Source organism: Herbiconiux sp. (genome assembly GCF_023264895.1).
In the GTDB taxonomy this organism is placed as follows: Bacteria; Actinomycetota; Actinomycetes; order Actinomycetales; family Microbacteriaceae; genus Herbiconiux.
The window spans coordinates 1-26,445 of record NZ_JAHFUY010000065.1 but is presented as its reverse complement, the minus strand read 5'-3'; the positions used below and the strand labels follow the sequence as shown (position 1 = coordinate 26,445).

General features: G+C 71.7%; 25 protein-coding genes. 13 read left to right on the top strand and 12 right to left on the bottom strand.

Annotation, left to right across the window (positions count from 1 at the left end; all coding sequences use genetic code 11):
• Window positions 1-2,284: transglycosylase domain-containing protein (locus tag Q0D57_RS12790; protein ID WP_291044385.1), on the bottom strand; the 2,284-nt coding region annotated here is incomplete at its 3' end.
• Window positions 2,285-2,550: 266 nt separating this feature from the next.
• Here Q0D57_RS12790 and Q0D57_RS12785 point away from each other — a divergent pair.
• Window positions 2,551-3,072, top strand: coding sequence for a DUF664 domain-containing protein (locus Q0D57_RS12785; protein ID WP_291044376.1), 522 nt, complete (start codon window positions 2,551-2,553; stop codon window positions 3,070-3,072).
• Between the two features lie 97 nt (window positions 3,073-3,169).
• On the opposite strand, the gene Q0D57_RS12780 is transcribed toward Q0D57_RS12785, so the two are convergent.
• Window positions 3,170-3,640, bottom strand: coding sequence for an NUDIX domain-containing protein (locus Q0D57_RS12780; RefSeq protein ID WP_291044373.1), 471 nt, complete (start codon window positions 3,638-3,640; stop codon window positions 3,170-3,172).
• Window positions 3,641-3,773: 133 nt separating this feature from the next.
• A complete protein-coding gene (purF, locus tag Q0D57_RS12775; RefSeq protein WP_291044370.1) occupies window positions 3,774-5,234 on the bottom strand; it encodes an amidophosphoribosyltransferase in 1,461 nt (486 codons plus the stop codon).
• Window positions 5,235-5,412: 178 nt separating this feature from the next.
• Between purF and Q0D57_RS12770 the strand changes: the two genes are divergently transcribed.
• The 4 genes from Q0D57_RS12770 (at window position 5,413) to Q0D57_RS12755 (ending at window position 11,685) form a co-directional block, all read left to right on the top strand.
• On the top strand, window positions 5,413-6,972 hold the full coding sequence (locus Q0D57_RS12770; protein WP_291044367.1) for a serine hydrolase: 1,560 nt from the start codon (window positions 5,413-5,415) through the stop codon (window positions 6,970-6,972).
• Between the two features lie 104 nt (window positions 6,973-7,076).
• A complete protein-coding gene (locus Q0D57_RS12765; protein WP_291044365.1) occupies window positions 7,077-9,623 on the top strand; it encodes a cell wall-binding repeat-containing protein in 2,547 nt (848 codons plus the stop codon).
• A 330-nt stretch (window positions 9,624-9,953) separates the two neighbouring features.
• The gene (purM, locus tag Q0D57_RS12760; protein ID WP_291044362.1) at window positions 9,954-11,069 is read left to right on the top strand and encodes a phosphoribosylformylglycinamidine cyclo-ligase; all 1,116 of its coding nucleotides are present in this window, start codon (window positions 9,954-9,956) and stop codon (window positions 11,067-11,069) included.
• A 277-nt stretch (window positions 11,070-11,346) separates the two neighbouring features.
• Window positions 11,347-11,685, top strand: coding sequence for a hypothetical protein (locus tag Q0D57_RS12755; protein ID WP_291044356.1), 339 nt, complete (start codon window positions 11,347-11,349; stop codon window positions 11,683-11,685).
• Between the two features lie 192 nt (window positions 11,686-11,877).
• Here Q0D57_RS12755 and Q0D57_RS12750 read toward each other — a convergent pair whose 3' ends face one another.
• Window positions 11,878-12,849 carry a hypothetical protein gene (locus Q0D57_RS12750; protein WP_291044354.1) on the bottom strand — a complete coding sequence of 324 codons (972 nt, stop codon included), beginning with the start codon at window positions 12,847-12,849 and terminating at the stop codon, window positions 11,878-11,880.
• Between the two features lie 240 nt (window positions 12,850-13,089).
• On the opposite strand from Q0D57_RS12750, the gene Q0D57_RS12745 reads away from it, so the two are divergent.
• The 4 genes from Q0D57_RS12745 to yidC all read left to right on the top strand — a co-directional run bounded on the left by Q0D57_RS12745 (window position 13,090) and on the right by yidC (window position 16,251).
• On the top strand, window positions 13,090-13,320 hold the full coding sequence (locus Q0D57_RS12745) for a response regulator (RefSeq protein WP_291044349.1): 231 nt from the start codon (window positions 13,090-13,092) through the stop codon (window positions 13,318-13,320).
• Between the two features lie 135 nt (window positions 13,321-13,455).
• The gene (locus Q0D57_RS12740; protein WP_291044346.1) at window positions 13,456-14,514 is read left to right on the top strand and encodes a 2-oxoglutarate and iron-dependent oxygenase domain-containing protein; all 1,059 of its coding nucleotides are present in this window, start codon (window positions 13,456-13,458) and stop codon (window positions 14,512-14,514) included.
• A gap of 185 nt (window positions 14,515-14,699) precedes the next feature.
• Window positions 14,700-15,098: a DUF6412 domain-containing protein gene (locus Q0D57_RS12735; RefSeq protein WP_291044343.1), complete on the top strand. Its 399-nt coding sequence runs from the start codon at window positions 14,700-14,702 to the stop codon at window positions 15,096-15,098.
• Between the two features lie 322 nt (window positions 15,099-15,420).
• Window positions 15,421-16,251 carry a membrane protein insertase YidC gene (gene yidC / locus Q0D57_RS12730; RefSeq protein WP_291044340.1) on the top strand — a complete coding sequence of 277 codons (831 nt, stop codon included), beginning with the start codon at window positions 15,421-15,423 and terminating at the stop codon, window positions 16,249-16,251.
• 25 nt (window positions 16,252-16,276) lie between these two features.
• Here yidC and Q0D57_RS12725 read toward each other — a convergent pair whose 3' ends face one another.
• Together Q0D57_RS12725 and Q0D57_RS12720 are read right to left on the bottom strand one after the other, a co-directional pair.
• Window positions 16,277-16,594, bottom strand: a complete 318-nt coding sequence (locus tag Q0D57_RS12725; protein ID WP_291044337.1) for a helix-turn-helix domain-containing protein — start codon at window positions 16,592-16,594, stop codon at window positions 16,277-16,279.
• The gene (locus Q0D57_RS12720) at window positions 16,594-17,088 is read right to left on the bottom strand and encodes a DUF6597 domain-containing transcriptional factor (RefSeq protein ID WP_291044331.1); all 495 of its coding nucleotides are present in this window, start codon (window positions 17,086-17,088) and stop codon (window positions 16,594-16,596) included. The genes Q0D57_RS12725 and Q0D57_RS12720 overlap by 1 nt, the downstream gene beginning before the upstream one ends.
• Window positions 17,089-17,167: 79 nt before the next feature.
• Between Q0D57_RS12720 and Q0D57_RS12715 the strand changes: the two genes are divergently transcribed.
• Together Q0D57_RS12715 and Q0D57_RS12710 are read left to right on the top strand one after the other, a co-directional pair.
• Window positions 17,168-17,749: a glyoxalase/bleomycin resistance/extradiol dioxygenase family protein gene (locus Q0D57_RS12715; RefSeq protein ID WP_291044327.1), complete on the top strand. Its 582-nt coding sequence runs from the start codon at window positions 17,168-17,170 to the stop codon at window positions 17,747-17,749.
• 20 nt (window positions 17,750-17,769) lie between these two features.
• A complete protein-coding gene (locus tag Q0D57_RS12710) occupies window positions 17,770-18,621 on the top strand; it encodes an alpha/beta hydrolase (RefSeq protein ID WP_291044323.1) in 852 nt (283 codons plus the stop codon).
• A 403-nt stretch (window positions 18,622-19,024) separates the two neighbouring features.
• Here Q0D57_RS12710 and Q0D57_RS12705 read toward each other — a convergent pair whose 3' ends face one another.
• The 3 genes from Q0D57_RS12705 to purD are packed head-to-tail and all read right to left on the bottom strand — an operon-like array spanning window position 19,025 to window position 21,962.
• Complete coding sequence (locus Q0D57_RS12705; protein WP_291044320.1) at window positions 19,025-19,729, bottom strand: alpha/beta hydrolase; 705 nt, start codon at window positions 19,727-19,729, stop codon at window positions 19,025-19,027.
• A 35-nt stretch (window positions 19,730-19,764) separates the two neighbouring features.
• Window positions 19,765-20,673, bottom strand: coding sequence for a phosphoribosylaminoimidazolesuccinocarboxamide synthase (locus tag Q0D57_RS12700; RefSeq protein ID WP_291044317.1), 909 nt, complete (start codon window positions 20,671-20,673; stop codon window positions 19,765-19,767).
• Window positions 20,670-21,962 (bottom strand): phosphoribosylamine--glycine ligase, encoded by a 1,293-nt coding sequence (purD, locus tag Q0D57_RS12695; protein WP_291044314.1) that lies wholly within the window; start codon window positions 21,960-21,962, stop codon window positions 20,670-20,672. The genes Q0D57_RS12700 and purD overlap by 4 nt, the downstream gene beginning before the upstream one ends.
• A 234-nt stretch (window positions 21,963-22,196) precedes the next feature.
• Between purD and Q0D57_RS12690 the strand changes: the two genes are divergently transcribed.
• Both Q0D57_RS12690 and Q0D57_RS12685 read left to right on the top strand, forming a co-directional pair.
• A complete protein-coding gene (locus Q0D57_RS12690; protein ID WP_291044311.1) occupies window positions 22,197-22,559 on the top strand; it encodes a sterol carrier family protein in 363 nt (120 codons plus the stop codon).
• A 74-nt stretch (window positions 22,560-22,633) separates the two neighbouring features.
• Window positions 22,634-22,960: a hypothetical protein gene (locus tag Q0D57_RS12685; protein WP_291044308.1), complete on the top strand. Its 327-nt coding sequence runs from the start codon at window positions 22,634-22,636 to the stop codon at window positions 22,958-22,960.
• 106 nt (window positions 22,961-23,066) lie between these two features.
• Here the strand turns inward: Q0D57_RS12685 and Q0D57_RS12680 are convergent, their stop codons facing one another.
• From Q0D57_RS12680 to Q0D57_RS12670, 3 genes are all read right to left on the bottom strand, one after another.
• Window positions 23,067-23,267, bottom strand: a complete 201-nt coding sequence (locus Q0D57_RS12680) for a DUF3073 domain-containing protein (RefSeq protein WP_291044305.1) — start codon at window positions 23,265-23,267, stop codon at window positions 23,067-23,069.
• Between the two features lie 126 nt (window positions 23,268-23,393).
• A complete protein-coding gene (locus Q0D57_RS12675) occupies window positions 23,394-23,522 on the bottom strand; it encodes a hypothetical protein (RefSeq protein WP_291044302.1) in 129 nt (42 codons plus the stop codon).
• Window positions 23,523-23,640: 118 nt separating this feature from the next.
• Window positions 23,641-26,298 (bottom strand): ATP-dependent DNA ligase, encoded by a 2,658-nt coding sequence (locus Q0D57_RS12670; RefSeq protein ID WP_291044299.1) that lies wholly within the window; start codon window positions 26,296-26,298, stop codon window positions 23,641-23,643.
• Window positions 26,299-26,445: the final 147 nt, after the last annotated feature.

Below are 26,445 nucleotides of genomic sequence, written 5' to 3'. Positions count from 1 at the left end.
GCTCGGGCGCCGGCGCCGGGGGTTCCGGAGCGGGCGCGGGGGCCGGTGCCGGGTCCGGGGCCGGTGCCGGCGCCGGGACCGTGGGCGGGGTGTTCTCGAAGTCGCCCGAGACCGAGCCCGAACCCGAACCCGATCCGGAGCCGAAGCGGGTCGACGAGCCGTCGACGAGGTCCTCGTTCGGCTCGGCGAACTCGCCGCCGCCCAGCACTTCGTCGTTCGCGGTCATGACCGCGCGCCACATGCGGTGCCTGACCGAGCTGCCCGTCCAGTCGTTGGGGTAGACATCCGTCATCGACACGTTGCCGGTCGCGTTGCCCACCCACACCACGGTCGCCGCGGCCGTCGAGGCGCCCGCCATCCAGGTGTCCTTCTCGTTGTCGGTGGTGCCGGTCTTGCCGATGTGCGTGATGCCGTCATCCGGATCCGACGCCGTCGCCGTGCCGCTCTCGATCGGCCCGAGCATGGCGTAGGCCACCGTGTTGGCCACTCCGGGGTCGAGCGCCTGAGCGCAGTTCGCCGGCGGAGGAGCGATCTCGGCACCGGTCGGGTCGAGGATGCGATCGATCGCGATGGGTGCGCAGTACACGCCCGACGCGGCGATCGCGGCGTAGGCGGCCGCCATCGTGAGCGGTGCGATCTCGTTGGTGCCGAGCACCGCCGAGGGCTCCGTGTTGAGGGGGTTGCCGTCGGCGCGGTGCACGCCGAGCGACTCCGCGGTGTCCTTGATCGCGCACTGGTCGAGCTCCTTCGCCATGGCGATGAAGGAGTTGTTGACCGAGTTCGTGAGCGAGGACTGCACCGACATCGTGCCGGGCCGCGAGCTGCCGTCGTTCGCCGGCTCCCACTCGCCGCCCATGGAGGTGCAGGAGTTCGTGAACTCCGCGAGATCCCACGTGGTCTCGTTGCCGCTCACCCGGTCGGCGAGTGTGTGGCCCTGCTTCAGCCACTCCGCCAGCGCGAACACCTTGTAGGTCGACCCGACCTGGAAGCCGGAGGATCCGCCGTAGTCGATGTCGGTGTTGTAGTTCACGGCGGTGGCTCCCGGCACGGCGGTGTCGGGGTCGTCGTCGAAGGTGGTGTTCTGCGCCATCGCGAGGATGCGGCCGGATCCGGGCTCGACGGTCACGATGGTCGACCCGATCTCGATGTCCTCCATCGTCGCCGGGATGTACTCGCGCATGGTCTCGTCGGCGTTGGACTGCAGATCCATGTTGAGCGTCGTGTAGATCTGGTAGCCGCCCTGCTTGAAGTTCGACCAGCGCGTCTCGGAGTCGTCGCCGAAGGTCGAGTCGTTCTTGACGATCCAGGTGACGTAGTCGCAGAAGTACGCAGCCCCCGCCACGGCCGCCTGGCAGCCGGTGGTGCGCGGGGTGATGACGGGGGTCACGGGGGTGGCGACCGCCTCGTCGAACTGCTGCTGCGTGATGGTCTTCTCCCGCAGCATCGACGCCAGCACGTCCTTGTCGCGACGCGCCTGGTTGTCGGCGATGTTCTCCTCCTCGTCGATCCGCAGCCCGTTGGGCTCGTTGACCGTCGCGGCGAGGCTGGCGGACTGGGCGATGGAGAGGTTCGCGGCGCTCACGCCGTAGTAGTACTGGGCCGCGGCCTCGATGCCGTAGACCGATCCGCCGAAGTTGGCGATGTTGAGGTAGCCGAGCAGGATCTCGTCTTTCGAGTACTGCTTCTCGAGCGCGATCGCGAGCCGCATCTCGGTGATCTTGCGGTCGACCGACTCGGTGGTGGCGGCATCGTAGGCGGCCTCCCGCTCGGCGGCGGTGTCGAGCGACTCGGCCTGCTGCACGAGGATGTTGCGCACGTACTGCATGGTGATGGTCGACGCGCCGCTCTCGACGCCACCGGATGCCACGTTGCCGAGCGCTGCGCGGAGGGTCGACGCCACGTCGACGCCCGCGTGCTCGTAGAAGCGCGGATCCTCGGTGGAGACCACCGCGTCCTTCACGTACTGCGACACCGCGTCCCAGCCGACCTCCTGCCGGTTCTGGTCGAACACGGTGGCGAGCAGCACGGGCGAGCCGTCGCTGTTCGTGGCGTAGATCTCGGAGGCCTGGGCGAGCGTCGTGGGGCGGATGTAGTCCGGCAGCGTGTCGAGCACGTCGACCGTGCGCGAGGCGTAGACCCCGGTGACGGCCATGGCGGGCACGGCCATGATCGTGACGAGCAGGGCGGAGGCGAGGCTGAGGACCGCGATCATGCCGACGGGGCGCTTGGTGCCGTCGACGACCCGCTGGAAGGCGGAGACGAGGCGGTGAGGTCTTTCGGGCATATCCGCCAGCGTACGGGCCCTGGCTCGCAGGATCCTGATAGCGCGCCGCCGCCCGCGCCGGCCGCTGGCTGTGACTTGACACAAGATGTGTCAAGTCGGCGGTTTTGGGCGCACCTACTGTCAAGTCGGGGGAGGGGTGGGGGAAGTCGAGGCGGGGATGGGCGTGGGGCGGTCGGGCGCGGGGTGATCTGGCGGGAGGCGATCGGGCCCGGGGCGATCGGGCCCGGGGGTGGGGCCGAACCCGCCGCCGTGCCTAGGGTGAGGAGATGATCGACAGCACCGAGCTCCTGGACGACGCCTTCACCCGCATCCGCGACACCGTGCGCCGAGCGACGGGCGGCCTCACGCCCGAGCAGCTGACCGCGCGCATCGATCCGGAGGCCAACACCATCGCCTGGCTGGTCTGGCACCTCACCCGCGTGCAGGATGACCACATCGCCGAGGTCGCGGGCACCGAGCAGGTCTGGACGAGCGGCGGCTGGTCCGAGCGCTTCGGCCTGCCCTTCGAGACGGATGCCACGGGCTACGCCCAGTCACCGGCCGAGGTGGCGCAGGTGGCCGGCCCCGGCGTGACCTCGGAGTCGCTCGTCGGCTACCACGAGGCGGTCTACGCGGCGACGTCGGCCTACCTCCGTTCGCTCCCCGGCGACGAGCTGTCGCGCGTGGTGGACGAGTCGTGGGATCCGCCGGTCACTCTCGCCGTGCGACTCGTGAGCGTGATCTCGGACGACCTGCAGCACGCGGGCCAGGCATCCTTCGTGCGCGGCGTCCTCGAGCGCCGCGGCTAGCATCCTCGAGCGTCGTGGCCGGCGCCCATCCGGCACTTCGTCCCCTTCCGAGGGCGGCGAAACGGGACGAACTGCCGGATCGGCGCTCCGGAGCGCGCTAGAACGCGAACCGCGCCGCGACCTCGCCGTCGAGGGCGTGGCGGATTCGCGCGAGCATCTCCTCCGACATCTCCGGCAGGGCGTCGAGCGCGAACCACGCCGCCTCGGTGTTCTCCCCGTCAGCCGGGAACGGCTCGCCCGAGACGTAGCGGAAGCGGAAGGTGAGGTCGATGTACTGCGACCGGTCGCCGTTCGCGTAGACGATCTCGGGGATCGTGTGCACCCAGGCCAGGTGCTCCGGCACCGCCACGATCGCGGCCTCCTCGAGCACCTCGCGTGCGGCGGCGACGGCGGGCTCCTCGCCGGGGTCGATGATGCCGGTGACCGGGGTCCAGGCGCCGTTGTCGGAGCGGCGCACCAGCAGCACGTCGCCGTTCTCGCGCGTGACCACGGCCGTGATCCCGCTCAGCCAGAGTGACGCGTGGCCGATCTTCTCGCGCAGAGCCAGAATGAAGTCGGGAGTCGCCATGGGCTGATTTTATGCCGCGCCGCCGCCTCTGCGGCGCGGGCGACATGCTCGGCTGCGGTCGCTGGCGCGGCCGCGGCCTCGCTCTGGGTCGTCGGGTAGGGCCGGTCGCGTCGCTCGCGGGCGGGGCCGCCGGCTAGCTCAGCTGGTTCTTCTCGACCCAGTCGAGGTACTCGGGGGTGACCGATCCGGTGACGTAGTCGCCCGTGAAGCAGCTCATCTCGAGGTCGTGCACGTCGGGGGAGCCGAGCGTGATGGCGGCGCGCATGTCCTCCACCTCCTGGTAGATGAGGTGGTCGGCGCCGATGGCGGCCGCGATCTCGGGGATCTTGCGGTCGTGCGCCACGAGCTCGTGCCGCGAGGGCATGTTGATCCCGTAGACGTGGGGGTAGCGCACGGGCGGCGCCGCCGACGCGAAGGTGACCTTGTTGGCGCCGGCCTGCCGCGCCATGTCGACGATCTCCTTCGAGGTCGTGCCGCGCACGATCGAGTCGTCGACGATGAGGATGTTCTTGCCCTTGAACTCCGACGACATCGCGTTGAGCTTCTGCCGCACCGACTTCTTGCGGGCCGCCTGCCCGGGCATGATGAACGTGCGCCCCACGTAGCGGTTCTTGTAGAACCCCTCGCGGTACTCGACGCCGAGCTTCTGGGCCACCTGCATGGCGGCCGGCCGCGACGAATCCGGAATCGGCATGACCACGTCGATGTCACCCATCGGCGTGTAGCGGGCGACGGTGTCGGCGAGGTAGTTGCCGAGCCGGAGGCGCGCCTCGTAGACCGAGATGCCCGAGAGCACCGAGTCGGGCCGGGCGAGGTAGACGTACTCGAACGAGCACGGGATGAGCCGCGCGTTCGGCGCGCACTGCTTGGCGATGAGCTCGCCGTCGAGCGTGATGAACACGGCCTCGCCGGGCGCGACATCCCGCACCACGTCGTAGCCGAGGCTCTCCATGACGAGCGACTCGGAGGCCACCACGTACTCCATCTGCCCGCTCTCGAGCAGGCGGCCGCCGATGGTGAGGGGGCGGATGCCGTAGGGGTCGCGGAAGGCGAGGAGCCCGTGCCCGGCGATCATGGCGATCGTGGCGTAGGAGCCCTCGACGCGCTCGTGCACGCGCGAGACGGCGGTGAAGATCTGCTCCGGGTCGAGCGAGAGGCCCGTGATCTGCGACTGCAGCTCGTTGGCGAAGACGTTGAGCAGCACCTCGGTGTCGGAGTTGGTGTTGAGGTGCCGGCGGTCGATGTTGTAGAGCTCACCGGTGAGCTCGCGCGTGTTCGTGAGGTTGCCGTTGTGCACGAGGATGATGCCGTAGGGCGCGTTCACGTAGAACGGCTGCGCCTCCTGCTCCTGCGAGGCGTTGCCCTGCGTGGCGTAGCGCACGTGACCGAGCCCCATGGTGCCGAGCAGCGACCGCATGTCGCGCGTGCGGAACGCCTCACGCACCTGCCCCTTGGCCTTCACGATGTGGAAGACGCTGCCCTCGGCGGTCGCGATGCCGGTCGAGTCCTGCCCCCGGTGCTGCAGCAGCAGAAGGGAGTCGTAGACGAGCTGGTTGACGGGGTCTGACGAGACGATGCCCACGATGCCGCACATTGCAACGATTCTACGGCCTTTGCAGGTGCATCCTGTCGCCGGATGCGCGTGGGGTCGGCGGCGACGCGTCATCTCCCCCGTATCTCCGTCGCGCCTCCGCCGCATCTCCGCCGCGCGGGGGAGCGGGTTCAGCCCGTGGCCGGATGCCGGGTGCCGCTCGCCTCGGAAGAGTGGAGGCATGCACACGAACCGCCGCACCTCCCTCACCCTCTCGACCACCGCCCTCGTGGCGGCCCTCTCGCTCACGGGCGCGGCGCTCAGCGGCTGCACGACTCCCGCCCCAGGCCCCGCCGCGAGCAGCACCGCTTCGCCCGCCGCGGAGGCCGCCGCCCTGCCCGACACCGTGCTCGGCGAGCACGCCGCGTGGATCCTCGAGGCCATGAACGGCGACCTCGAGCCCATCGACATCGACGCCGGGATCGCCGAGCGCTTCAACGCCGACATGCTCGAGCAGCTCAGTGTGGCCGAGCTCCGCCAGGTGGTCGAGCAGCTGCAGCTGCAGGGGCCGTGGCGCATCGAGGCGGTCGACGTGGCTCCGGATGCCGGCACGCAGGCGGTCGTCACCATCCGTCCCACAGATGGCGACGCCCTCGACATGCAGATCGCGGTCGACGGCGACGACCTTATGTCGGGCCTGCTCTTCGCGCCCTCCGCGGCCGACCGCACCCCCTCCACGTCGTGGGCGGAGCTCGAGGACGTGGTGGAGTCGTTCGCCGCCGACACCACGATGGTCGTGACCGAGGTCGGTCCGGATGCCGCCGAAGCGGGTGGCGACCCGGCTGGCGACCCGGCCGGCGACCCGGCTGCGGACCCGGCCGAGTCGGGCGCCGGCGCATCCGGAACTCCCGGCGCGGAGCTCGCGGCCGACCGCCTGCTCGAGACGGGCGACCCCGCGGCTCCCCACCCCTCCGGCTCCATCTTCAAGCTCTACGTGCTCGGCGCCGTGGCCGACGCCGTCGAGGCAGGAACCCTCACCTGGGACACCCCGCTCACGATCACCGACGACATCAAGAGCCTCCCCTCGGGCGAGCTCCAGAACGAGCCGGCCGGAACCACCGTGACCGTGCGCGAGGCCGCGGAGAAGATGATCGCGATCAGCGACAACACGGCCACCGACCTCCTCATCGCGACCGTCGGCCCCGAGGCGGTGGAAGCTGCGCTCGCCGACATGGGCCACCACGACCCGTCGCTGAACACGCCGATGCTGACCACGCGGGCACTGTTCCAGCTCGGCTGGGGATCGGCGGGCGAGGGCGCAGCCGGTGACCAGGCGGAGTCCCGGGCCGCCATCCGCGACCGCTGGAGCGCCGCCGACGAGACCGAGCGCCGCGCGATGCTCGACTCGCTCCCCGGTGGCATCGTGACCGTCGATCCCGGTGACCTCACCGACTCGGTCTGGCAGCACGGCCTCGACTGGTTCACCTCCGCCGACGACCTCGTGGCCGCCCACGTGGCCCTGCAGCAGCGGGCGGCGACGGATGCGGGTGCGCCGGTCGGCGAGATCCTCTCGGCCAATCCCGGTCTCGGCACCATCGGCGAGGAGTGGTCGACCGTGGCCTTCAAGGGCGGCAGCTCGATCGGGGTGCTCGCGGGCTCCTGGTACCTCGAGCGGGAGTCGGACGGAAAGGCCTTCGTCATCTCCATCCAGGGCGAGACGGAGACCCCGAACGAGCTCGCCGACATGGCGACGTTCTTCGGCCAGGTCGAAGACGCGGTGGCGCTCCTCGCCGCGGAGTGACCCGGCGGAGCCCTGCGACCACCCCTGGTTAGGATGATCCGGACCGAGCCGACGTGATCCCGTCGGTGCGAACCGTCGTCCGATCGGTCTGAGGGGAAGCCGCCGTGTCGCATCACCGCCGCCCGACCCGTGCTCGAGAGGTGGCGTTCGCGCGGCGCGGTGCCGTCGTCGGAGCCGTCGTCAGTGCCACCGTCCTCGCGCTGGTGCTGGGAGCCGCGGCCCCTGCACAGCCGGCATCGGCTGAAGTCTCCGACCCCGTTGTGCCGTCGTCGTCGCAGCCGGTGAGCCCCCTCGACGTCCTCACGCCCGCTCCTGTCCCCACCATGCAGGCGTACTCCGCTGACGACTACACCGCCGAGGCCGCAGCGCTCCCCGCCGAACTCGCGGCCGCCCTCTCCGCCGATCTCTCCACCACCCCCGCCGACTACCTCGCCCGCGCCGATGCCGCAGCCAACGCCACCGCCGTGCTCGACGACCTCGAGGCCCGCGGCATCCCGATCGTGGCCTCCCGCCTCGACGGCACCACCCTCGTCGTCACCCTCCTGCCCGAGGCGGCTCCCGCCGCTACGACCCCCACCCCCGACGCATCCACCTCCGAAACCCCCACCCCCGTCGAGGCCGTCGAGCAGGCCGGCGCCGTCGTCGAGTTCGGCACCGCCGCACCGCGCGACGAGGGCTCCGAACTCGCCGAGTTCCTGGCCGACCCCGCCCCAGGCACCCTCGTCGGCGGACAGGGCTACTACTGGGTGCAGGGCTCGGGCGTGAACCTCTGCTCCACCGCCTTCAACGGCCGCGACCGCGCCACCGGCCAGCCGCAGACCCTCACGGCGGGTCACTGCAAGCCCACCGCGACGGCCACCAACCCGAACCCGCAGGTGTTCCGCATGCAGCAGAGCGCCCCGAACACGCTCGACCTCTCCGGTCCCGCCATCGGCACCCCGCTCCGCAGCACCTATTCGATGGGCGACGAGCTCGACTCCGGCCTCATCGCCCTCGACGCCGGCAGCACCCCGCGCCCGGCGGTCGGCACCTGGGGCGACGGCACCAACACCGCCCCCGTCACCTCCGGAACCCCGTCGACCGTGCGCGACCTCTCCCGCGCCATCGTCGGCCAGCCGATCTGCAAGTCCGGCCGCACCACCGGCTGGACCTGCGGCACCGTCTGGAAGACCGACGCCCTCGTCAAGGTCTCCGACGGCGCCGGCGGCTACGTCGAGGTCAACACCTACCTCTCCGACATGTGCGCCCTCCGCGGCGACAGCGGCGGCGCCGTGGTGTCGGGCCCGTACGCCGTCGGTGTGCTCTCGAACGGCTCGTTCAAGGCCTCCTGCACCGAGACACCGGGCGCCGACGAAGCGGATCGCTTCACGGGCACCTTCCCGCTCACCGCCCAGCCGGGCTACGGCTCGGTCGAGAGCTCGCACACCGGGTGGGAGCTCCAGGTCGAGGTCGCGGCCCCCGTCGTGGCGAGCCCGGCCGCCGGCGCGAGCGCCCCCCTCGGCTCCGCGCTCTCGGGCACGCTCGCCGCGGGCGGGGTGCGCCACACGGTGCGCGTCACCGTCGACGGCTCCCGCACCCTCACTGCGCCGGTGCGCGTCGGCGGCTCCTGGTCGGTCGACCTCTCGAGCGTCCCGGCCGGCACGCACACCTACGCGGCGACCGCCCTCTACGGATCCGGCGCCGCAGCCTCGGCTGCCGTCTCGGGCTCCTTCACGCTGGTCGCTCCCGCCGTCTCGCGCATCGAGGGCGCCGATCGCTACGAGGTCTCCGTGGCCGTCGCCGAGAAGGCCTTCCCAGGGTCGGCCACCGCCCCGGTCGTCTACGTCGCCACGGGCACCGGTTATCCGGATGCGCTGAGCGCCGGTCCGGCCGCGGCCACGCAGGGCGGCCCGCTCCTGCTGGTGCTCCCCGACCGGGTCCCGGATGCCGTGGCCGCGAAGATCCAGAGCCTGAAACCCGGCCGGATCGTCATCGTGGGCGGGGAGGCCTCCGTGGGGGCGCCGGTGTTCCGTGCCCTCGAGGAGCTCGTGCCCACGGCGACCGTCGAGCGACTGGCGGGTGCCGACCGTTACGCGGCTTCTCGCGCGGTAGTCGCATCCGCCTTCCCGGCCGGAACGGTGCCTCACGCCTACGCCGCCACGGGTTCGACCTTCCCGGATGCCCTCTCGGCCGGTGCCGCGGCCGGTTCCCGCGGCGAGCCCGTGGTGCTCGTCTACGGGCCCGGCTCGCCGTCTGTCGACGCCGCCACCGTGGAGCTCTTCCGCGCCCTCGGCACCTCGTCCCTCACGCTCGTGGGTGGTGTGAACTCGGTCAGCGAGGGGGTGAAGAACCAGCTCGCCACGGGCATCCCGGCCGCGGTCACGCGCATCGACGGTGCGACCCGCTACGAGGCCTCGATCAACCTCAACCGCGACTCGTTCGCCTCGGCCGGCACGGTCTATCTGGCCACGGGCCGAACGTTCCCGGATGCGCTCGCGGGCGGTGTGCTCGCGGCGGCGGGCGACGCGCCCCTCTACGTGGTGCCGGGCGACTGCGTGCCCCGAGGGGTGATCGCCGACCTCGCGCGCCTCGGCGCCACCCAGGTGGTCCTCCTCGGCGGTCCTGCGTCGCTCGCCCCCGCGGTGACCGCCCTCACCCCCTGCGCCTGGTAGCCCGCCGCCCGCCTTCGCCCCTCCCCGCTTCGCCCACTTGACACAAGATGTGCCAAGTCGACGTTCTTAGGCGCGTCTTCTGTCAAGTCGTCGTCCGCCGCTGCCGCTGCGCGCCTCCGCGTGGCGCCGGCCGTCTTCCGCCGGCCGGGCTCACTTGACACAAGATGTGCCAAGTCGGCGTTCTTAGGCGCATCTTCTGTCAAGTGGTCGTCCGCCGCCGCCCGCCCGCGCTGCTCACTTGACACAAGTTGTGCCAAGTCGGCGTTCTTAGGCGCATCTACTGTCAAGTCACAGTCCGCCGCGCGCGTCGGCGTGCGCGAGAATGGGGGCATGAGCAACAGCTACGCCGCAGCCGGAGTCGACACCGAGGCGGGCGACCGCGCGGTCGAACTGATGAAGGCGGCGGTGCAGCGCACCCACGGCCCCGAGGTGCTGGGCGGGGTGGGTGGTTTCGCCGGGCTCTTCGACGCGTCCGCGCTCACCGGCTACAGGCATCCGCTGCTCGCCACCTCGACCGACGGCGTGGGCACCAAGATCGCCATCGCCCAGGCGCTCGACAAGCACGACACCATCGGGCAGGACCTCGTGGGCATGGTCGTCGACGACATCGTCGTGGTGGGTGCGAAGCCGCTCTTCATGACCGACTACATCGCGTGCGGCCGTGTGGTGCCGGAGCGCATCGCCACGATCGTCGCGGGCATCGCGCGTGCCTGCTCCGAGACGGGCACGGCCCTCGTGGGCGGCGAGACCGCGGAGCACCCCGGCGTGATGGCGCCTGACGACTACGACGTGGCGGGCGCAGCCGTGGGCGCGGTCGAGGCGGATGCTGTGCTCGGCGCCGAGCGCGTGCGTGACGGCGACGTGGTGCTGGCTCTCGAATCCTCGGGGTTGCACTCGAACGGCTTCTCGCTCGTGCGCAAGATCCTCGCGGATGCGGGGCTCGGCTACGCGGACCAGTCGGCCGATCTGGGTGGTGTCGTGGGCGAGGCGCTGCTCGAGCCGACGCGGCTCTACACGGGTCCGCTCGTGCGGGTGCTCGGTGTGCCGGCGCTGTCGGGTGCCATCCACTCGCTCTCGCACGTGACCGGTGGAGGCATCGCGGCGAACCTCGCGCGCGTGCTGCCACGAGGCTCGTGGGTGGAGGTCGACCGGTCGACGTGGTCGCCGGCGCCGGTGTTCCGGGTGCTGTCGTCGCTCGCGGGGTCGAGCCTGGAGTCGGCCGAGGGCACCTGGAACCTCGGCGTGGGCTTCTTCGCCGTGGTCGATGCAGGAGCTGCCGCGCGGGTGACGGCGGCGATCACGGCCGAGGGCATCCGCACCTGGCAGGTCGGCACGGTCTCGACGGCTCCGCGCTCGGCGTCGTCGCTCGCCGCCGAGGGCTTCGAGCAGGGCGCCAAGGGCGTCGACGGCGGCGCGGTGCGCCTCGTCTCCACATACGCCGCCTGAGCTCGGCGATCGGGCCGCGTGCCTCTGGGTTGAGCCCGGCGGTCGGGCTGCGTGCCTCCGGGCTGAGCCCGGCGAGGAAAAGGAGCGCTCGCAGGCTTTGCGCTGCCCCTCGACTTGACAGAAGCTGCGCGAATAAGCGCCGGCTTGACACATCTTGTGTCAAGTGGGGGCTGGTGGGAGCAACTTGTGGCAAGTCGGCGCTACGCTGGCGGCCATCGGCGGGAGCGCGTGCTTGAGACCGCGCGCGTCGGGCACGCGACGTGGGCGGGGGGGCAGGATGGCGAAGCCGGAGTCGTCGGAGGAGGCGCTCGAGCAGCTCGACCTCGTGGTGAGCGAGCTGGGCGACCCGGGCATCGTGCGCGGTCGCATGATGGGGCGCCCGATCCTCAGCCGTGACGGCACGATGTTCGCCTGCCTCAACGGCGACTCGCTGGGCGTGAAGCTCGGCGCTGGCACCTCCGAGCACACGGGTGCTCTCGGGGTACCGGGCGCGGAGCCGTTCGACCCGGGCGGCGTCGGCCGCCCCTTCAAGGACTGGGTCGGTCTGCCCCTCGACGCCTCTGCCGAATGGGTGCCTTTCGCCGGCTACGCCCTTGCCTTCGCTGCCCGTCGCTGACGCACATGCCCCGCGTCGCGTGCCCTCAGCTCGTGGGGCAGGGCTGCTCCGCGGTGGCTGGGTGTAGCAGGTACCGGCCTCACTTCGAGGGAAGTTGGCCCTGCTCCGCGGTGACCGTGCATAGGAAGCACCGGCCTCAGTTCGAGGGAGGTCGGCCCTGCTCCGCGGTGAATGGGCTAGCAGGCACCGGCCTCAGTTCGAGGGAGGTGAGCCCTGCTCCGCGGCCGCCGTGCGCAGCAGCACCGTGACCCAGCTGCGGTAGGGCGCCCACCTCTCAGACAGAGCGGCGACCTCGTCGGCCGTCGGTGCGCGGGACAGCGCGTAGGCCGCCGTCACGGCCGCCGCGAGCCGCTTCTCGACGGTGGGCGTGACATCCGGAGCCCCGGCCCCGCGCACGAGCACGAGCTCCGCCGAGAACGGCCCGATGCCCGGCAGCTCGAGCAGGGTCGCGAGCGCCTCGTCGGTAGTCGCCCGGCGTAGCCCGGCACTGTCGATCGCATTGCGCCGGGCCACCTCCGCGAGCGCCCGCAGCCGCTCCACCTTGGCTGCCGTGAGCCCCGGGAACGACTCCAGTCCCGCGAGCACTGCCGGCCGCGGGAACGCCTGCTGAGCGACCCCGTTCACCATCACGGTCCCGCCGAGTTCCACCGACATCCGCCGCTTCACGGCCGCGGCCTGCGACAGGCGCTGCCGCTGCACGATGATCGCCCACGCCGCCGCTTCGTACCACGACCAGAAGCACACGGGCCGCATCCCGTCGTAGCGCCGCTGCAACCCGCCTATCACCGGGTCGTGATCGCCGACCGACGCGTATCCGCTGCCGTCGACATCGAGCGAGAGGATGCGTTCCACCTGCTGTCTGGCTGCAGAGAGCTCCTCGCGCCTGAGCGGCCTCCCCGCGAACAGCCGCCCGCGCACGACCTCGCCGACCTGCTCGACACTCACACCCACGGTCTGCCACGAACCCTCGAGCGGGAACGCGCAGTCCAGCCGCACCGGCGCATCCGCCTCCATCGTCGACTCGGCGCTTGTGCCGGACGCGAAAGCAGCCGGCTCGAAGCCCTCCAAGAAGCGGATGCTCGCTGCCAACGAGAACGGTCCCTTCGGCTCGAGCGTGAAGGAGCCGCGTGGGACAGAGGAGGCGAGATCGTGACCGTCGGGCATCTTCTGCTCCTCTCGAGGTTCCCGGCCTGGGTGCCTGCTGCCATCATCCGGCATCGACGGCGACGACAGCCAGGTGCGGCGACACCTGTGGAGATGGGGCGCAGTGGCCAGGTGAGTGGAGGAGTCGCAGCGCGGTCGAGCCGAATACGGAGCAGCGCCCACGTCCACCCCGAGCCGCCGACAGGGAGGAGCCGCGCCCACCCCCGAGCCGCTGTCGGCGGAGGCGAGTAGCCTGTCAGCATGACTACACCAGCTCTCGCGCACCTTTCCGGCGGACCGCTCGACGACCAGACCATCCCGCTCGAAGACGGCGCCCCCGAGGAGCTCGTGCTGCCCTACAGCGAGGGCCAGCTCGTCTACCGCCTGGTGCCCGCCGCCGAGGGCGAGACCGTCGAGGGCCCGCCCACGGCGCAGTACCGCTTCACCGAGGTCTCCGAGATCCTCGTCGAGGGCAAGTACGACGAGCACTGAGCAGGGCCCGCCGAGCACGAGCGCTCAGCACGAACTCGTGCGCTCAGCACGAGCACCACGCAGCGCGCTTCCGACCCCTTAACAGCCCCGTAACACCGCCGCGCTAGTCTCGGGCCAGAGCTCGGGAGGCCCGCCATGACGTTCCACGTACCCGCCGTCGACATCGCTCCCTACGTGAGCGGAGGCACCGACGCCGAGCGCGCCGCCGTGGCCCGCGCGATCGACGAAGCCTGCCGCACGGTGGGCTTCATCCAGATCACGGGCCACGGCATCCCGGCGCCGGTGCAGGCGGGGCTCGCGGCCGCGATGGACGAGTTCTTCGCCCAGCCGCTGCCCGCCAAGAAGGCCTACAGCACCCCGCCCGGCATCAACCGCGGCTACGCGCCGCCGAAGTCGGAGTCGCTCAGCCTCAGCCTCGGTGTGGAATCGGCGAGCCGCATGAACGACTTCTTCGAGGCGTTCAACGTGGGCGCCACGGCGGCCGACTACCCCGATTCGCCGGTCGCCCTCGACCCCGTGCACTACGCGGCCAACGTCTGGCCGGCTGCCGACGCCCCCGGATTCGAGCCTCGCGTCTCGGCCTACTTCGCCGAGGCGCGCCGGGTCGCCCGCACCATGACCGAGATCTTCGCCGACGCCCTCGAACTCCCCGCCGGCTTCTTCGACACCTTCACCGGGCACTCCCTCGACGTGCTGCGCATGAACAACTACGCCCTCCCGCCCGGCACCGTCGACCTCGACGGCGAGCTCACGGGCATGGGCGAGCACACCGACTACGGCATCGTCACCGTGCTGTGGGCCGACCAGGTGCGCGGGCTCCAGGTGCTCGCGGCCGACGGCTCGTGGAACGACGTGAGCCCCGCCGACGACGCCCTCCTCATCAACCTCGGCGACCTCACCGCTCGCTGGACCAACGAGCGCTGGATGTCGACCCTCCACCGCGTGAAACCGCCCATCGTCGACGGCACCATCGAGCGCCGTCGCTCAGCCGCCTACTTCCACGACGGCGACTTCGACGCCCTCATCCGCACCCTCCCCTCCTGCATCTCGGAGGGGCGCCCCGACCGCTACCCCGACCCCGTCACCGTCGGCGACCACATCGCCGCCAAGCTCGCCGGCTCCCGCGCCGGGGTCGCCAACCCCCACGCCACCCGCGAGGCCGCCCGGGTCGCGGCGGCGGCCGCCCGCCCCTGAAGTCGTGCCCACGGGCTCGCCGCCGTTCAGAACCGCAACCCTCGCGGCATCCGACCTCCACTGCACCTTGGTTGCGACGACGGCTGCGCTTCTGAACCCGGATTCGCCCGGCACGCGGATGCGGCGCCCCACCTCGGCGTCTCTCGAATCCGGCAGCCCCGAATCCGGCAGGTAGGCTCGTGGGCATGAGCTCGAAGCGGATCCGGACCGGCATGCAGGCATCAGCCGCGCGCGCCGGCCGCACCGCCGCGGTCCTGCTCGGGATGGGCTTCGGCGCAGGGCTCGTCTGGCTCGTGACGACCGACAGCGCCTCTTCGGCATCCGGTGCCGGCGTCGGGCTCGGCGTGGGAGTGGGCGTCGGCTTCGGCGTCGCACTGACGGTGCTCGCCGCCTCGGCCGCCTTCACGGCGGTGTCCGACACGGTGCGCACGGTCGTGGGGGCGCTGCTCGCGCTGCTCGGCGCATCCGTCCCCCGGCCGCCCGCGGCACGCATCGACCTGCCCGCCACCATCACCCAGCGCCGCCCCGACGCACCCGGCCGCCCCCAGCCCCGCGCGCCCGGACTGCTCCGCACGATCGCGTAGGAGCTCTGCAGACCGACCCGGTCTGAGCGCAGCGCCCGGATCGGGTCCCGCCCGACCGGCGAGCACCGCCTGCCCGGTGTGTCTCGCCCGACTGGTGGGTTCACCGTCCGGTGGGTCTCGCCCGAACGGTGAGTTCTCTCCGCCCGGGAGTCTGCCCAAGCGGTGGGTCTCGCCCCCCGGTGGGCCTCTTCGAAAGGCTGATACCGCCTGACCGGCGCGCACACAGCGCGCCCTCCGGCCCCGGTGCCGCCTGCACGTCTGCGAACTCCTCCGCGATCACACGGTCCCCCCACTTCCGCATCGCAAGGAGCAACCCCACCCCATGAACATCTACGCCTTCGGCCCCATCGCCGCCCTGCTCGACGCCGCCTACTCCGTGGTGCGAGCACTGTCCGACCTCATCGAACCCCTCGCCGGCGCGAGTGCCTCGGCGCTTGCGATCGTGCTCATCACCCTGCTCGTCCGATCCGCCCTCATCCCCGTCGGCCTCTCCCAGGCACGCGCCGCCCGGATGCGACGGAAGCTCGCCCCCCGCCTCGCCCTCCTCCGCTCACGCCACGGCTCGAACCCCGAACGCCTCCAGCGCGAGACCATGGCCCTCTACGCCGAGGAGAACGCCTCCCCGCTCGCCGGATGCCTCCCCCTGCTCATCCAGGCTCCGGTGCTCACGATCATCTACGGCCTCTTCCTCGTGCCCAGCATCAACGGCCACGCCAACCTCCTGCTCGCCGACACCCTCGCGGGAGCCCCGCTCGGCACGAGCTTCACTGCGGCGCTCGAGGCAGCACTCAGCGGAGCCGGAGCCGGAGCCGGAGCCGGAGCCGGCGCAGCGACCGCCGGCCTCACCCTGCTCGTCGCCGGGCTCCTGCTCGCGCTCATCGCCGTGGTGGCACTGCTCTCCCGCCGTCTCACGCTCCGCATCCAAGCAGCGGATGCGACGGGCGTCACTGCGTCCCCGACCACCCCCTCCGCCACCCCGCCGGCCCTCGCCGCGCTGGCTCCCGGCGGCTCGGCAGCCCGCATCCTGAGCTGGCTGCCGCTCATCACGGTGATCTTCGCCGCCTTCGTGCCGCTGGCGGCGACCCTCTACCTACTGATCACCACAGCCTGGACCCTCGCCGAGCGCACCATCCTCCACCGCGTCGTCGTCTGATGCCCGTCGCCTCATGCCCCGCCGTCTAGCCCCCCGACCCCCCGCGCCGCCGCGTGGCCTCCGGCGTCTCCCCGAGCAGCGACACGTACCGCCGCGAGAAGTGCGGGTAGTCCGCGTACCCCAGCGAAGCGGCCAGCCCACTCAGGTCCGTGCGCGCATCCGCGCGCAGCGTCGTGGCCGCCCACTGAATCCGTCGGCACTCGATCAGCCACTTCGGGCTCACTCCCACGAAGTCCGCCACGAGCCGCTCGAGCGCCCGGATCCCGAGCCCGGAGGCCTCCGCCAGCTGCGCCGACCGCAGGATCCCGTCGTCACCCTCCGCCAGGGCCCCCACCCGATTCATCAGCCGCCCACGCTCTCCGACCGCGCCGACGAGCGGCACCAGCCAGGCGGCAGCACGGCGACCAGTCGCCGCCGCCGAGCCACCGCATCCGTCTCCTCCATCGCCGCCGCCACATCGCGCAAGGGGGCACCCTCATAGGGCACTCCGAGACCGAGCAGGTCGCGCGGAGGCGAACTGCCGCACAGCACGGGCCCGGCGGCCGGCCGGAACAGCACCCCCACGACCCACGAGTCGCCCTGCAGCGACACCACCGAGAGCTTCGGATCGGGGGCCGCGAGCATGGCCCCCTCGGGCTGCATCACCACGTTGAAGGCGGGGTAGGTGAGCATGCGCTGCTCGCGCGTCTCGCCCTCGGGGACGCTCCACCGCGCCACCCAGATGTGCCGCACCAGCTCGTCGAGACCGGGCGCCGGCCCCAGCTCGAACCGGTCGAACTCCACCCCCTCCGCGCCGGGGTTGAGGTGCCCGCGCGAGGCGGGCGATCCGTCGGCCATCGTCCTCCTCCACCTGCTCGGCCGCCCGGCTGTCGCAGAAGTTCAAGACCGCGACGGCGGCACTGCCTAGCCTGGCGTCATGACCACCGAAAACGAAGCCCCCGCCGCCGCCGACGGCGAGCACACGACCAACGGCACCCCGCACGGCTCGACCTCGCTCACACCGCACATCGTGGTGATGCCGGCCGCCGCCGCCCTCGAGTTCTACCGCGACGCGTTCGGCGCCACGATCGTCGACGTCACCCGCTTCCCGGCCCCCGATCCGCAGGAGGCCCCGGATGCCACACCCCCCGCCCCGCAGGAGGCCCCGGATGCCACGCCCCCCGCCGACCTCATCGCCCACGCCGTCCTCGACCTCGGCAACGGCATGCTCACCCTCAGCGATCCGCTCCCCGCCTACGGTCTCGTCGCCCTCGATCCTGGCGCCGGCCACCCCTACTCCCTCGCGCTCTACGTGCCCGACGTCGATGCGCTCACCGCTCGGGCGGAGGCCGCCGGTGCGACGGTGCGGGAGCGCCCCGCGACCTTCGTCTCGGGCGACCGGTTCTCGTCGCTGCTCGATCCGTTCGGCATCCGCTGGTCGATCATGACCCGCGTCGAGGACCTCTCGCCGGCCGAGAGCGCGCGCCGTGTGGCGGATTGGGCCTCCACACAGGGCTGACTCCCTGCCACAGTAGGGAGATGTCCCGACTCCACGACCTCGTCGAAGGCTTCATCGACCGTGGAGCGCCTCTGCTGCACGTGGTGCGCGACACGGGTGAGCCGGCCCCGGATGCGCAGGGCAAGGGAGGGGACGCGGCGAGTCCCGGCCCGGTCGTCGTGATGATCCACGGCATCGCCTCCTCGTCGAGCACCTTCACCTACGTCATGCCCCTGATCGAGCCGACGCATCGGGTGATCGCCATCGACCTCCTGGGTTTCGGATCCTCGCCCCGCCCCGAGCACGCGGAGTACACCCTCGAGGAGCACGTCGCGGCGGTCGCCCACACCATTCGCTCCCTGCATCTGCACGAGCCGTTCATCCTCGTCGGGCATTCGCTCGGCTGCCTCATCGCGACCCGCTACGCGGCCACGCACGGCTCGCACCTCGCCAAGCTCGTGCTGGTGAGTCCGCCCGTCTACCTCACGCCGTCGGAGATCGGTGATCCGCTCGCGCGCCTGAAGATGACGGGCTACCTGCAGGCCTACCAATACCTCCGCGCCAACAAGGAGTTCACCCTGGCCCATGCGGCCCTGATCTCCCGGCTGCTGCCCATCGAGCACGTGATGGAGATCACGGAGGACACCTGGACCCCCTTCATCAAGTCCCTCGAGCACTGCATCGAATCGCAGACGGTCGTGAGCGACCTGGCCCGTGTCGACCACCCGGTCGAGGTCGTCTACGGCCGCTTCGACGAGTTCCTGGTGCCCGAGAACGTCGCCATCATCGGCCGGATGCGTGGTGTCACCACCCACGTGGTCAACGCCAGCGACCACGTCATCCGCAAGCCCATGGCCCGAGTAGTGGCCAAGGCCATAGACGCCCCCACCTGACCCGCCCCCCACCTGACCCGCCCCCCGCCTGGCCCGCCGACGAGCTTCCCCGCCCCCGCGCCAGGTGGGTTTGCGTGGCGATGTGGGGGGTGGCTTCCTCGCCCCCGCGCCAGGTGGGTTTGCGTGGTGATGGGGGAGTGGCTTCCCCGCTCCCACGGCAGGTGGTGGTGCGGGGTGGACTTTCCGGTCGCGTTGCAGGCCGGGTCTGGCGGGCGTCCGCGAAGCGGACGCGGGAAGCAACGCGACCGGAAAGTCCACCCCGGACCACCGCCACCCCGAGCAACGCCCCGGAACCACCCCGCCCCGCCACCGCCACCCCGCACAACCCGCCCGGAATCACCCTGAGCAACCCGCCCCGGCCACCGCCACCCAGATCAACGAACGCCCGGTAGACCGAGCCCCCCTACCCCACAGCCCCCACGATCGCCCCCGCCACCTCCGCCGGCCGAGTGAACTGCGGCCAGTGCCCCGTGGGGATCTCGACCACGTCGACCGACCGGATGCTCCCGATCTCGGCGAACATCGGGTGCCCCGACCCGACGTACTCCGACACCTCCTCCTTCGTGAAGGTGGTGGCGATGAGCGTGATCGGCACGTCGAACCGCGCGGTGTCGGAGAGCTGCTGCGGCGAGCGGGCCACGCCCACGGGCTGCGGCACGGCGACCGAGCGGAACCACTCCCGCTGCTCGTCGGTGAGGTCGAACAGGTCGGTGTCGCCGAATGACGACCAGTCGGGCAGCGGCACGTCGGAGCCCTCGGCCTCGAGCGCCTCGTTGATGGCCATGCCGTGGGCGGTGGGCCAGCTGTCGACGTAAATGGCCCGCGCGACCTTGCCGGGCCGCGCATCCACCGCCCCGTGGATGACGGCGCCGCCGCCGGAGTGCCCGACGAGCACGACCTGCCCGCCGTCGGTGGTGAGCTCGTCGACGAGCGCCACGACCTCGGCGATGTGCGTCGCGAGGGTGACCCCGCTGCGATCGTCGTCGACCGATGACATGCCCTCGAGAGTGGGGGTGTGCACGGTGAGGCCGGCGGAGCGGAGCCCGGGGGCCACCTCGCTCCACGACTCGCCGGTGAGCCAGAAACCTGCGATGAGAATGACGTCCATGGTCAGACGCTAGCCCCCACCACCGACATCGTCACCTACTCCCCGGTCAGCCGCTCCAGCAGCTCGCGATACCGCAGCACCGTCTTCTCCACGATCTCGTGCGGCAGCGTCGGCGGCACGCCGGTCCCGTCCCAGTTCGCGGCCAGCCAGTCGCGCACGATCTGCTTGTCGAAGCTCGCCGTGCGCTCGCCGGAGTCGTAGGCCGAGGCGTCCCAGTAGCGGCTCGAGTCGCTCGTGAGCACCTCGTCGGCGAGCGTGATGGCGCCCGTCGCAGGGTCGCGCCCGAACTCGAACTTGGTGTCGGCGAGGATGACCCCGCGGGCCTCCGCGATGGCCGAGGCCCGCGCGTAGACGTCGAGCGACAGGTCGCGCAGGGCCGTGGCGTCCTCGAGGCCCACGAGCTCGACGGTCTTCTCGAACGTGATGTTCTCGTCGTGCTCGCCGAGGGGCGCCTTGTAGGCGGGGGTGTAGATGGGCTCGGGCAGCCGGTCGCCGTCGGCGAGCCCTGAGGGCAGGGGCACGCCGCACACGCTCTGCGTGGCCTGGTACTCCTTCCAGCCGCTGCCGGAGAGGTAGCCGCGCACGACGCACTCGATCGGGAACATGTCGAGCGAGCGCACCACCATCGACCTCCCGGCCACGGATGCCGGCACCGCGGGCAGTCCGGATGCGTCGTCGACGAGATGGTTCGGCACCGGCAGGCGCTCGAACCACCAGCGGCTGAGCGTGGTGAGCAGCTCGCCCTTGCCGTGGATGCCGGGCTCGAGCACGTGGTCGAACGCGCTCACCCGGTCGCTCGCGACCACGAGCAGCGCAGCCGGCGCGGAGCCGGCCTCCGTCCCCGCCGGCACGTAGAGGTCGCGCACCTTGCCGCTGTACACGTGCTGCCAGCCGTCGAGCGCAACGCCCGAACCGGTGCCGCCCGCACCACCCGCGCCGCTCACGCCGACACGACCTTCGCGCCGATGTCGCTGCGGTGCTGCGAACCCTCGAGCCCGATGCCCTCGAGCACCCCGTAGGCCCGGTCGCGCGCGAGCGAGAAGTCGCCCGCCGGAGCGGTGGCCACCACATTGAGCACCCGGCCGCCCGTGGCCCGGATGACGGTCTCGTCGCCGCTCGTGTCCCGATCCGTCGCCGCGTGCATCACCGAGACGCCCTCCGCGCCGGCCGCCGTCGACAGCCCCGTGATCACGCGCCCGATCACCGGCGAACCGGGGTAGTTCTCGCTCGCGAGCACGACCGTGATGGCGGCGTCGTCGCTGAAGACCGGTCGCGGCTGCTCGCCGAGCGTGCCTGTGGACGCCGCGAAGAGCAGCTCCGAGAGCGGCGTGCGGAGCCTCGGCAGCACCACCTGCGTCTCGGGGTCGCCGAAGCGGGCGTTGAACTCGATCACCCGGATGCCGTTCGGCGTGAGGATGAGCCCGCAGTAGAGCAGGCCGATGAAGGGAGTCCCCTCGGCGGCGAGCTGGCGGATGGTGGGGAGCGCGACCGTCTCGATGACCTCGTCGACGAAGGCCTCCTCGCTGCCGAAGCGCTCGTCGAGCCACGGCAGCGGCGAGTAGGCGCCCATGCCGCCGGTGTTGGGGCCGAGGTCGCCGTCGAGCAGGCGCTTGTAGTCCTGGGCGGGGGAGAGGGGGGCCACGGAGTGGCCGTCCGAGACGAGGAAGAGCGAGACCTCGTCGCCGTCGAGGAACTCCTCGATCAGCACGTCGCCGTGCTCGAGCCAGTGCCGGGCGTGGGCGGTGGCGGCCTCGAGGTCGTCGGTCACGAGAACGCCCTTTCCCGCGGCGAGGCCGTCGGCCTTCACCACGTAGGGGGCGCCGAGATCGGCGAGGGCGGCCTCGGCCTCGGCGAGGGTGCTCGCGGTGCGGGCGCCGCCGGTGGGCACGCCGGCCGCATCCATGATGCGCTTGGCGAAGGCCTTGCTGCCCTCGAGGGCGGCGGCCTCCCGGCCGGGCCCGAACACGGGGATGCCGCGGGTGCGGAGGGCGTCGGCCACACCGGCCACGAGCGGGGCCTCTGGCCCGATGACCACGAACTGCACGTCGTCGGCGAGCACGAACTCGGTGACGGCCACAGGATCGTTCACATCGAGGTCGGCCACCACCGGCACGTCGGCCGCGATGCCGGCGTTCCCCGGGGCGGCGAGCACCTCGTGCACGTCGCCCTCCCGCAGCAGTGCGGTGATGATGGCGTGCTCGCGCGCACCCGAACCCAGAACGAGAATCTTCACCCACCCAGCCTACCGATCCGCCCTTCCCCGCCCATGCGCCGGATCCGCTCACCCCACCCGCCGGGATCCGCCCGGCCCACCCCCGCCCCATCGGCCCCCTCACCCAGCCCGCCGGATCCACCGACCCACCCCACCGCAGCCGCTCACCCCACCCCGCCGGGATCGGCCCGGCCCACACCCACCCCACCCACCCCACCGCATCCGCTCACCCCACCCGCCGGGTACCGTGGAGGCATGGCGAAGGCGAGGATCGACGCGGCGGCGGGCGCAGCCGCGGTGCAGGCGGCGCGGACCGACTTCGAGGGCGCGAGCCGCGACATCCGGGCCACCGCGGTGCGCTACCTCCTGCAGGCGCTCGCCGACAGCGCCGAGGGCAACTCGGTGGAGGTGCGCGTGCCGCCGTTCGGCGCGGTGCAGTGCATCGACGGCCCAGGGCACACGCGGGGCACGCCGCCGAACGTGGTCGAGATGGATGCGCGCACCTGGATCGAGCTCGCCACCGGCCACCTGAGCTGGGCGGAGGGCCGTGCCGCCGCCCGCATCAGCGCCTCGGGCCAGCGGGCCGACCTCTCGGCCCACGTGCCGGTGCGGCTGTGAGCACGGAGCACAGAGCGCACGAGGCAGCGCGCGACGCGCACCCGGCATCCAGCCGCGTGAGCGACAATGGAAGGGTGAGTGACCAGCCCGAGACCCGCCCCGGCACCGAGACCGTCGACACCGTCTCGGTGCGCCGTGCCCCGCGTTACTACCGCTTCATGGCGGTGGGGCTCCTCGTGGGTGTGATCGTGTCGGTGGTGCTCACCTTCTCGTTCCCCGAGCAGGACGACTTCACCCGATTCCAGGTGCTCGGCTTCACCGGCCTGTTCATCGTGGCGATCTGCGTGGCGCTCGCGGCCGTCGTGGCGCTCGTGATCGATCGCACCAGCCGGCGGCGGGCTCGCACGGTCGCCGCGGAGCGCGTCGAAGAGCACGAACCGCACCCCGGCTCAGAAGCCTGAGCTCGGCAGAGCCTGAATCCCGCAGAAGCCTGAGCCCAGCGGCTCCACGCGCACGCGAAAGCCTGCGCCGATCACACGATCAACGCAGGCGAAACGGCAGCGCCGGCTACGCGCGCTTCTGCTCGTCGGTGGGCTCGAACGCGTCGTCCGAGTCGTCGTCGTCCTCGATCCACTTCGAATAGTCCGGGTCGCCCGCCTGGGCCCCGGTGAGTTCGCGCTCGAGCGCCGAATAGTTCGTGTCAGGGCTGAAGTACTTCAGCTCGCGCGCGACCTTCGTGTGCTTGGCTTTTTGACGGCCACGCCCCATGCGAGACCCCCTCACGATTCGGCGGGGGCAGTGCCACCCGGATGAGACGAACAACGACGAAAACTTGCGGTCAGCTTACCATGCAGGCTTCGAGGGACTCCCAGCGAAGCCTGCATGCCCGGGAGGCTACTCCTCGCCCGGGATGTCGCTGTCGGTGTACTCGCCCGACTCGGGCTCGGGCACGTTCACGTCGTCGGCCTCGGTGTCGGTGTACTCGCCGTCGCGTTCACCGTCTTGTCCACGCTTCTCGGTCATGAGATCCTCCTCGATGTCTGAGCCCGATGTGTCTGCCGTGGCTCCTGTCGCGAAGCTACCACCGGCTCCCGGCCGCGGCCAGGACTTGCACGGATGTGCACAGCGAGCGCCGCCCGGCTCACTCCCGCACCACGTCGGCCGCCGCCTTGTCGGGCCGCCAGCCCCGCCACGAGGGCTGCCTCAGCCGCCCCGTGTCCGTCCACTCCGCGAACTCCACCTCGCCCACGAGCCGCGGCGTCACCCACCGGGCATCGCGCGCGTCGACGGCGGGCACGTCGCCCAGCGGCGGCGTCTTCCGCTCCATCCGGGCCAGCCGCGCCGTCACCTCCTCGAGGTCGCGCTCGCTGAACCCCGTGCCCACGCGACCGGCGTAGCTCAGCGTGCCCTCGGCATCCGGAACCGCGAGCAGCAGCGAGCCCACCTGCGCCGCCCGCCGCCCCTTGCCGGGCCGCCAGCCCACCACCACGACCTCCTGGGTGGCGGTGTGCTTGATCTTCAGCCAGGTGCGGGTGCGCCGCCCGGGGGAGTAGCGGCTCTCCCGCCGCTTGGCCATCACGCCCTCGAGACCGAGCTCGCGGCTCGCGGCCACGGCGTGCTGCACGTCGCCGTCGAACACCGGCGGCACGTGCACGGGGCCGTCACTCTCGGGCAGGGTCTCGCTCAGGATGCGCCGACGCGAGGTCCAGGGCCGGTTCATCAGCGACTCGCCGTCGAGCTCCAGCAGGTCGAACAGCATCAGGTCGACCTTCGTCCTGGCCCGCGCGGCCTCGACCTCGCGGGGCTTCCGGAGGCCCATGCGCTGCTGGAGCCGCCCGAAGCTCGGGCGCCCTCGGGAGTCGAGCGCCACGATCTCGCCGTCGAGCACCATCGACCGGTTGGGGTGGGAGGCCGCGAGCGCTTCGGCGAGCTCGGGGTAGGCGGCGGTGACGTCGTTGCCGTTGCGGGTGCGGATGCGCACATCGCCCTCGTCGATGTCGACGACGGCGCGGATGCCGTCCCACTTCATCTCGAACGCCCACTCCTCCTCGTCGTCGAGCTCCCGGGGGGCCGCCGCCGAGGCGAGCATCGGAGCGATCTCACGTCGCCGGCCGCCCCGCACCTCCGCCGCCGGAGGACTCTCGGGCTCGTCGACGGCAACGGAGGACGCCGAGGCGGGGTGTCCTCCCGTCTTCCTCCGTTTCGGTGCGTCCGTGGCCCCGTCCTTCGGCACCATCCTGTGGATGAGCCAGTTCTTGGCCGCCGCCGAGTCGCGGCCCCCGGTGTGGATGAGCACGACCTTCCGCGGGTCGCCGAGCCCGCCCGAGGGCTGCCCGTGCAGGGTGACGATGATCTCCTTGCCGTCGCGCCACTTCTCGAGCTCGTACTCGCCGAAGTCCCAGATGACGACCGTCCCGGCTCCGTACTCCCCGGCCGGGATGGTGCCCTCGAACGAGCCGTATTCGAGCGGGTGGTCCTCGGTCATCACGGCGAGGTGGTTCTGGCCCGGGTCGTCCGGCACCCCCTTCGGGAGGGCCCACGACACGAGGACCCCGTCGTGCTCGAGCCGGAAGTCCCAGTGCAGCCGGCGGGCATGGTGCTCCTGGATGACGAAGCTCCGGCCCGAGGTGGGCTCGGGGGCCGCGTGCGGCACGGGCTCGGGCGTCTTCGAGCCGTCGCGCTTGGAGCGGTAGACGGCGAGCCGGTCGGAGCCGTCCCCGGATGCGCCGCGCGATCCAGACCCGGATGCGCCCTGCGATCCGGACCCGCCGCCGGAGGTCGACCCGCCGCGCGATCCGGAGCCGCCGCCCGCCGCCGATCCACCCTCCGGGTGCGCCTCCTCCTGCTCGTCGGGCCCGCGATCCGAGTGCCACACCCCGCCCGGCGCCTCCACCGACCCCGGCTCCACGACGCTCGCCGCGAGCGGATCCTCCTGCGAGTCCATCCGCGCCAGCACCTCCTCGAGCTCGAGCTGCCGGAGCCCGGGCGACGAGATCTCCTCCCACGTGCGAGGCACCGCCACGGTCGGCCGCAGCCGTCCGCGCAGCGAATAGGGGCAGATTGTGGTCTTGTTGCCGTTGTTCTGGCTCCAGTCGACGAGCACCTTGCCCCGGCGCTTGGTCTTCTTCATGTCGCTCACCACGAGCGCGGGGTGGTCGGCCTCGAGTGCGCGTGCGAGTTCATGGGCGACCGCCGACACCTCGTCCGAGGTCTGCCGCCCGTCGAGCGGCGCATACAGGTGGATGCCCTTGCTCCCCGAGGTCACCGGCACCGGATCGAGCCCCATCCCGACCAGCAGGGTGCGCGCGAGCCCCGCCACCTCCACGCACTCCTCGAGCCCCGCGCCCTCCCCTGGATCGAGGTCGATCACGAACCGGTCGGGGTTCTTCCGCCGCCCGTGCGCATCCACCCGCCACTGCGGCACGTGGATCTCGAGGGCCGCGATCTGCGCGAACCAGGCGAGGGTCGCGGCGTTGTTGACGAGCGGATATTCGTTGATGTGATCCAAGTGCTCGATCGGCACCCGGCGCACCCAGTCGGGCGTGCCCTCGTCGAGGTTCTTCTGGAAGAACACCGGCGCCTCCCAGCCCGGCGTTCCGACACCGTGCACCCAGCGCTTGCGGGTGGCTGGCCGGTTGCGGGCGTGCGGGATGAGGGTGGAGGCGATGGTCGCGTAGTAGCGGAAGACGTCGGCCTTGGTGGTGCCGGTCGAGGGATACAGCACCTTCTCCAGGTTCGAGATGCGCAGCCGGTGCCCACCGACCGAGACCGTCTGCTCGCCGCTGCCCTTGCCCGCCATGCCTCCATCCTGCTCCGGATCGGCCCCGATCCGGCAGTTCGTCCCGTTCCACCGGGCGCAGAACGGGACGAACTGACGGGTCGGGAGGGTCGAAACGCCCGCTTTCGCGGTTGAATGGATCATGCGATCCATCTGGAAGGGTGCCAT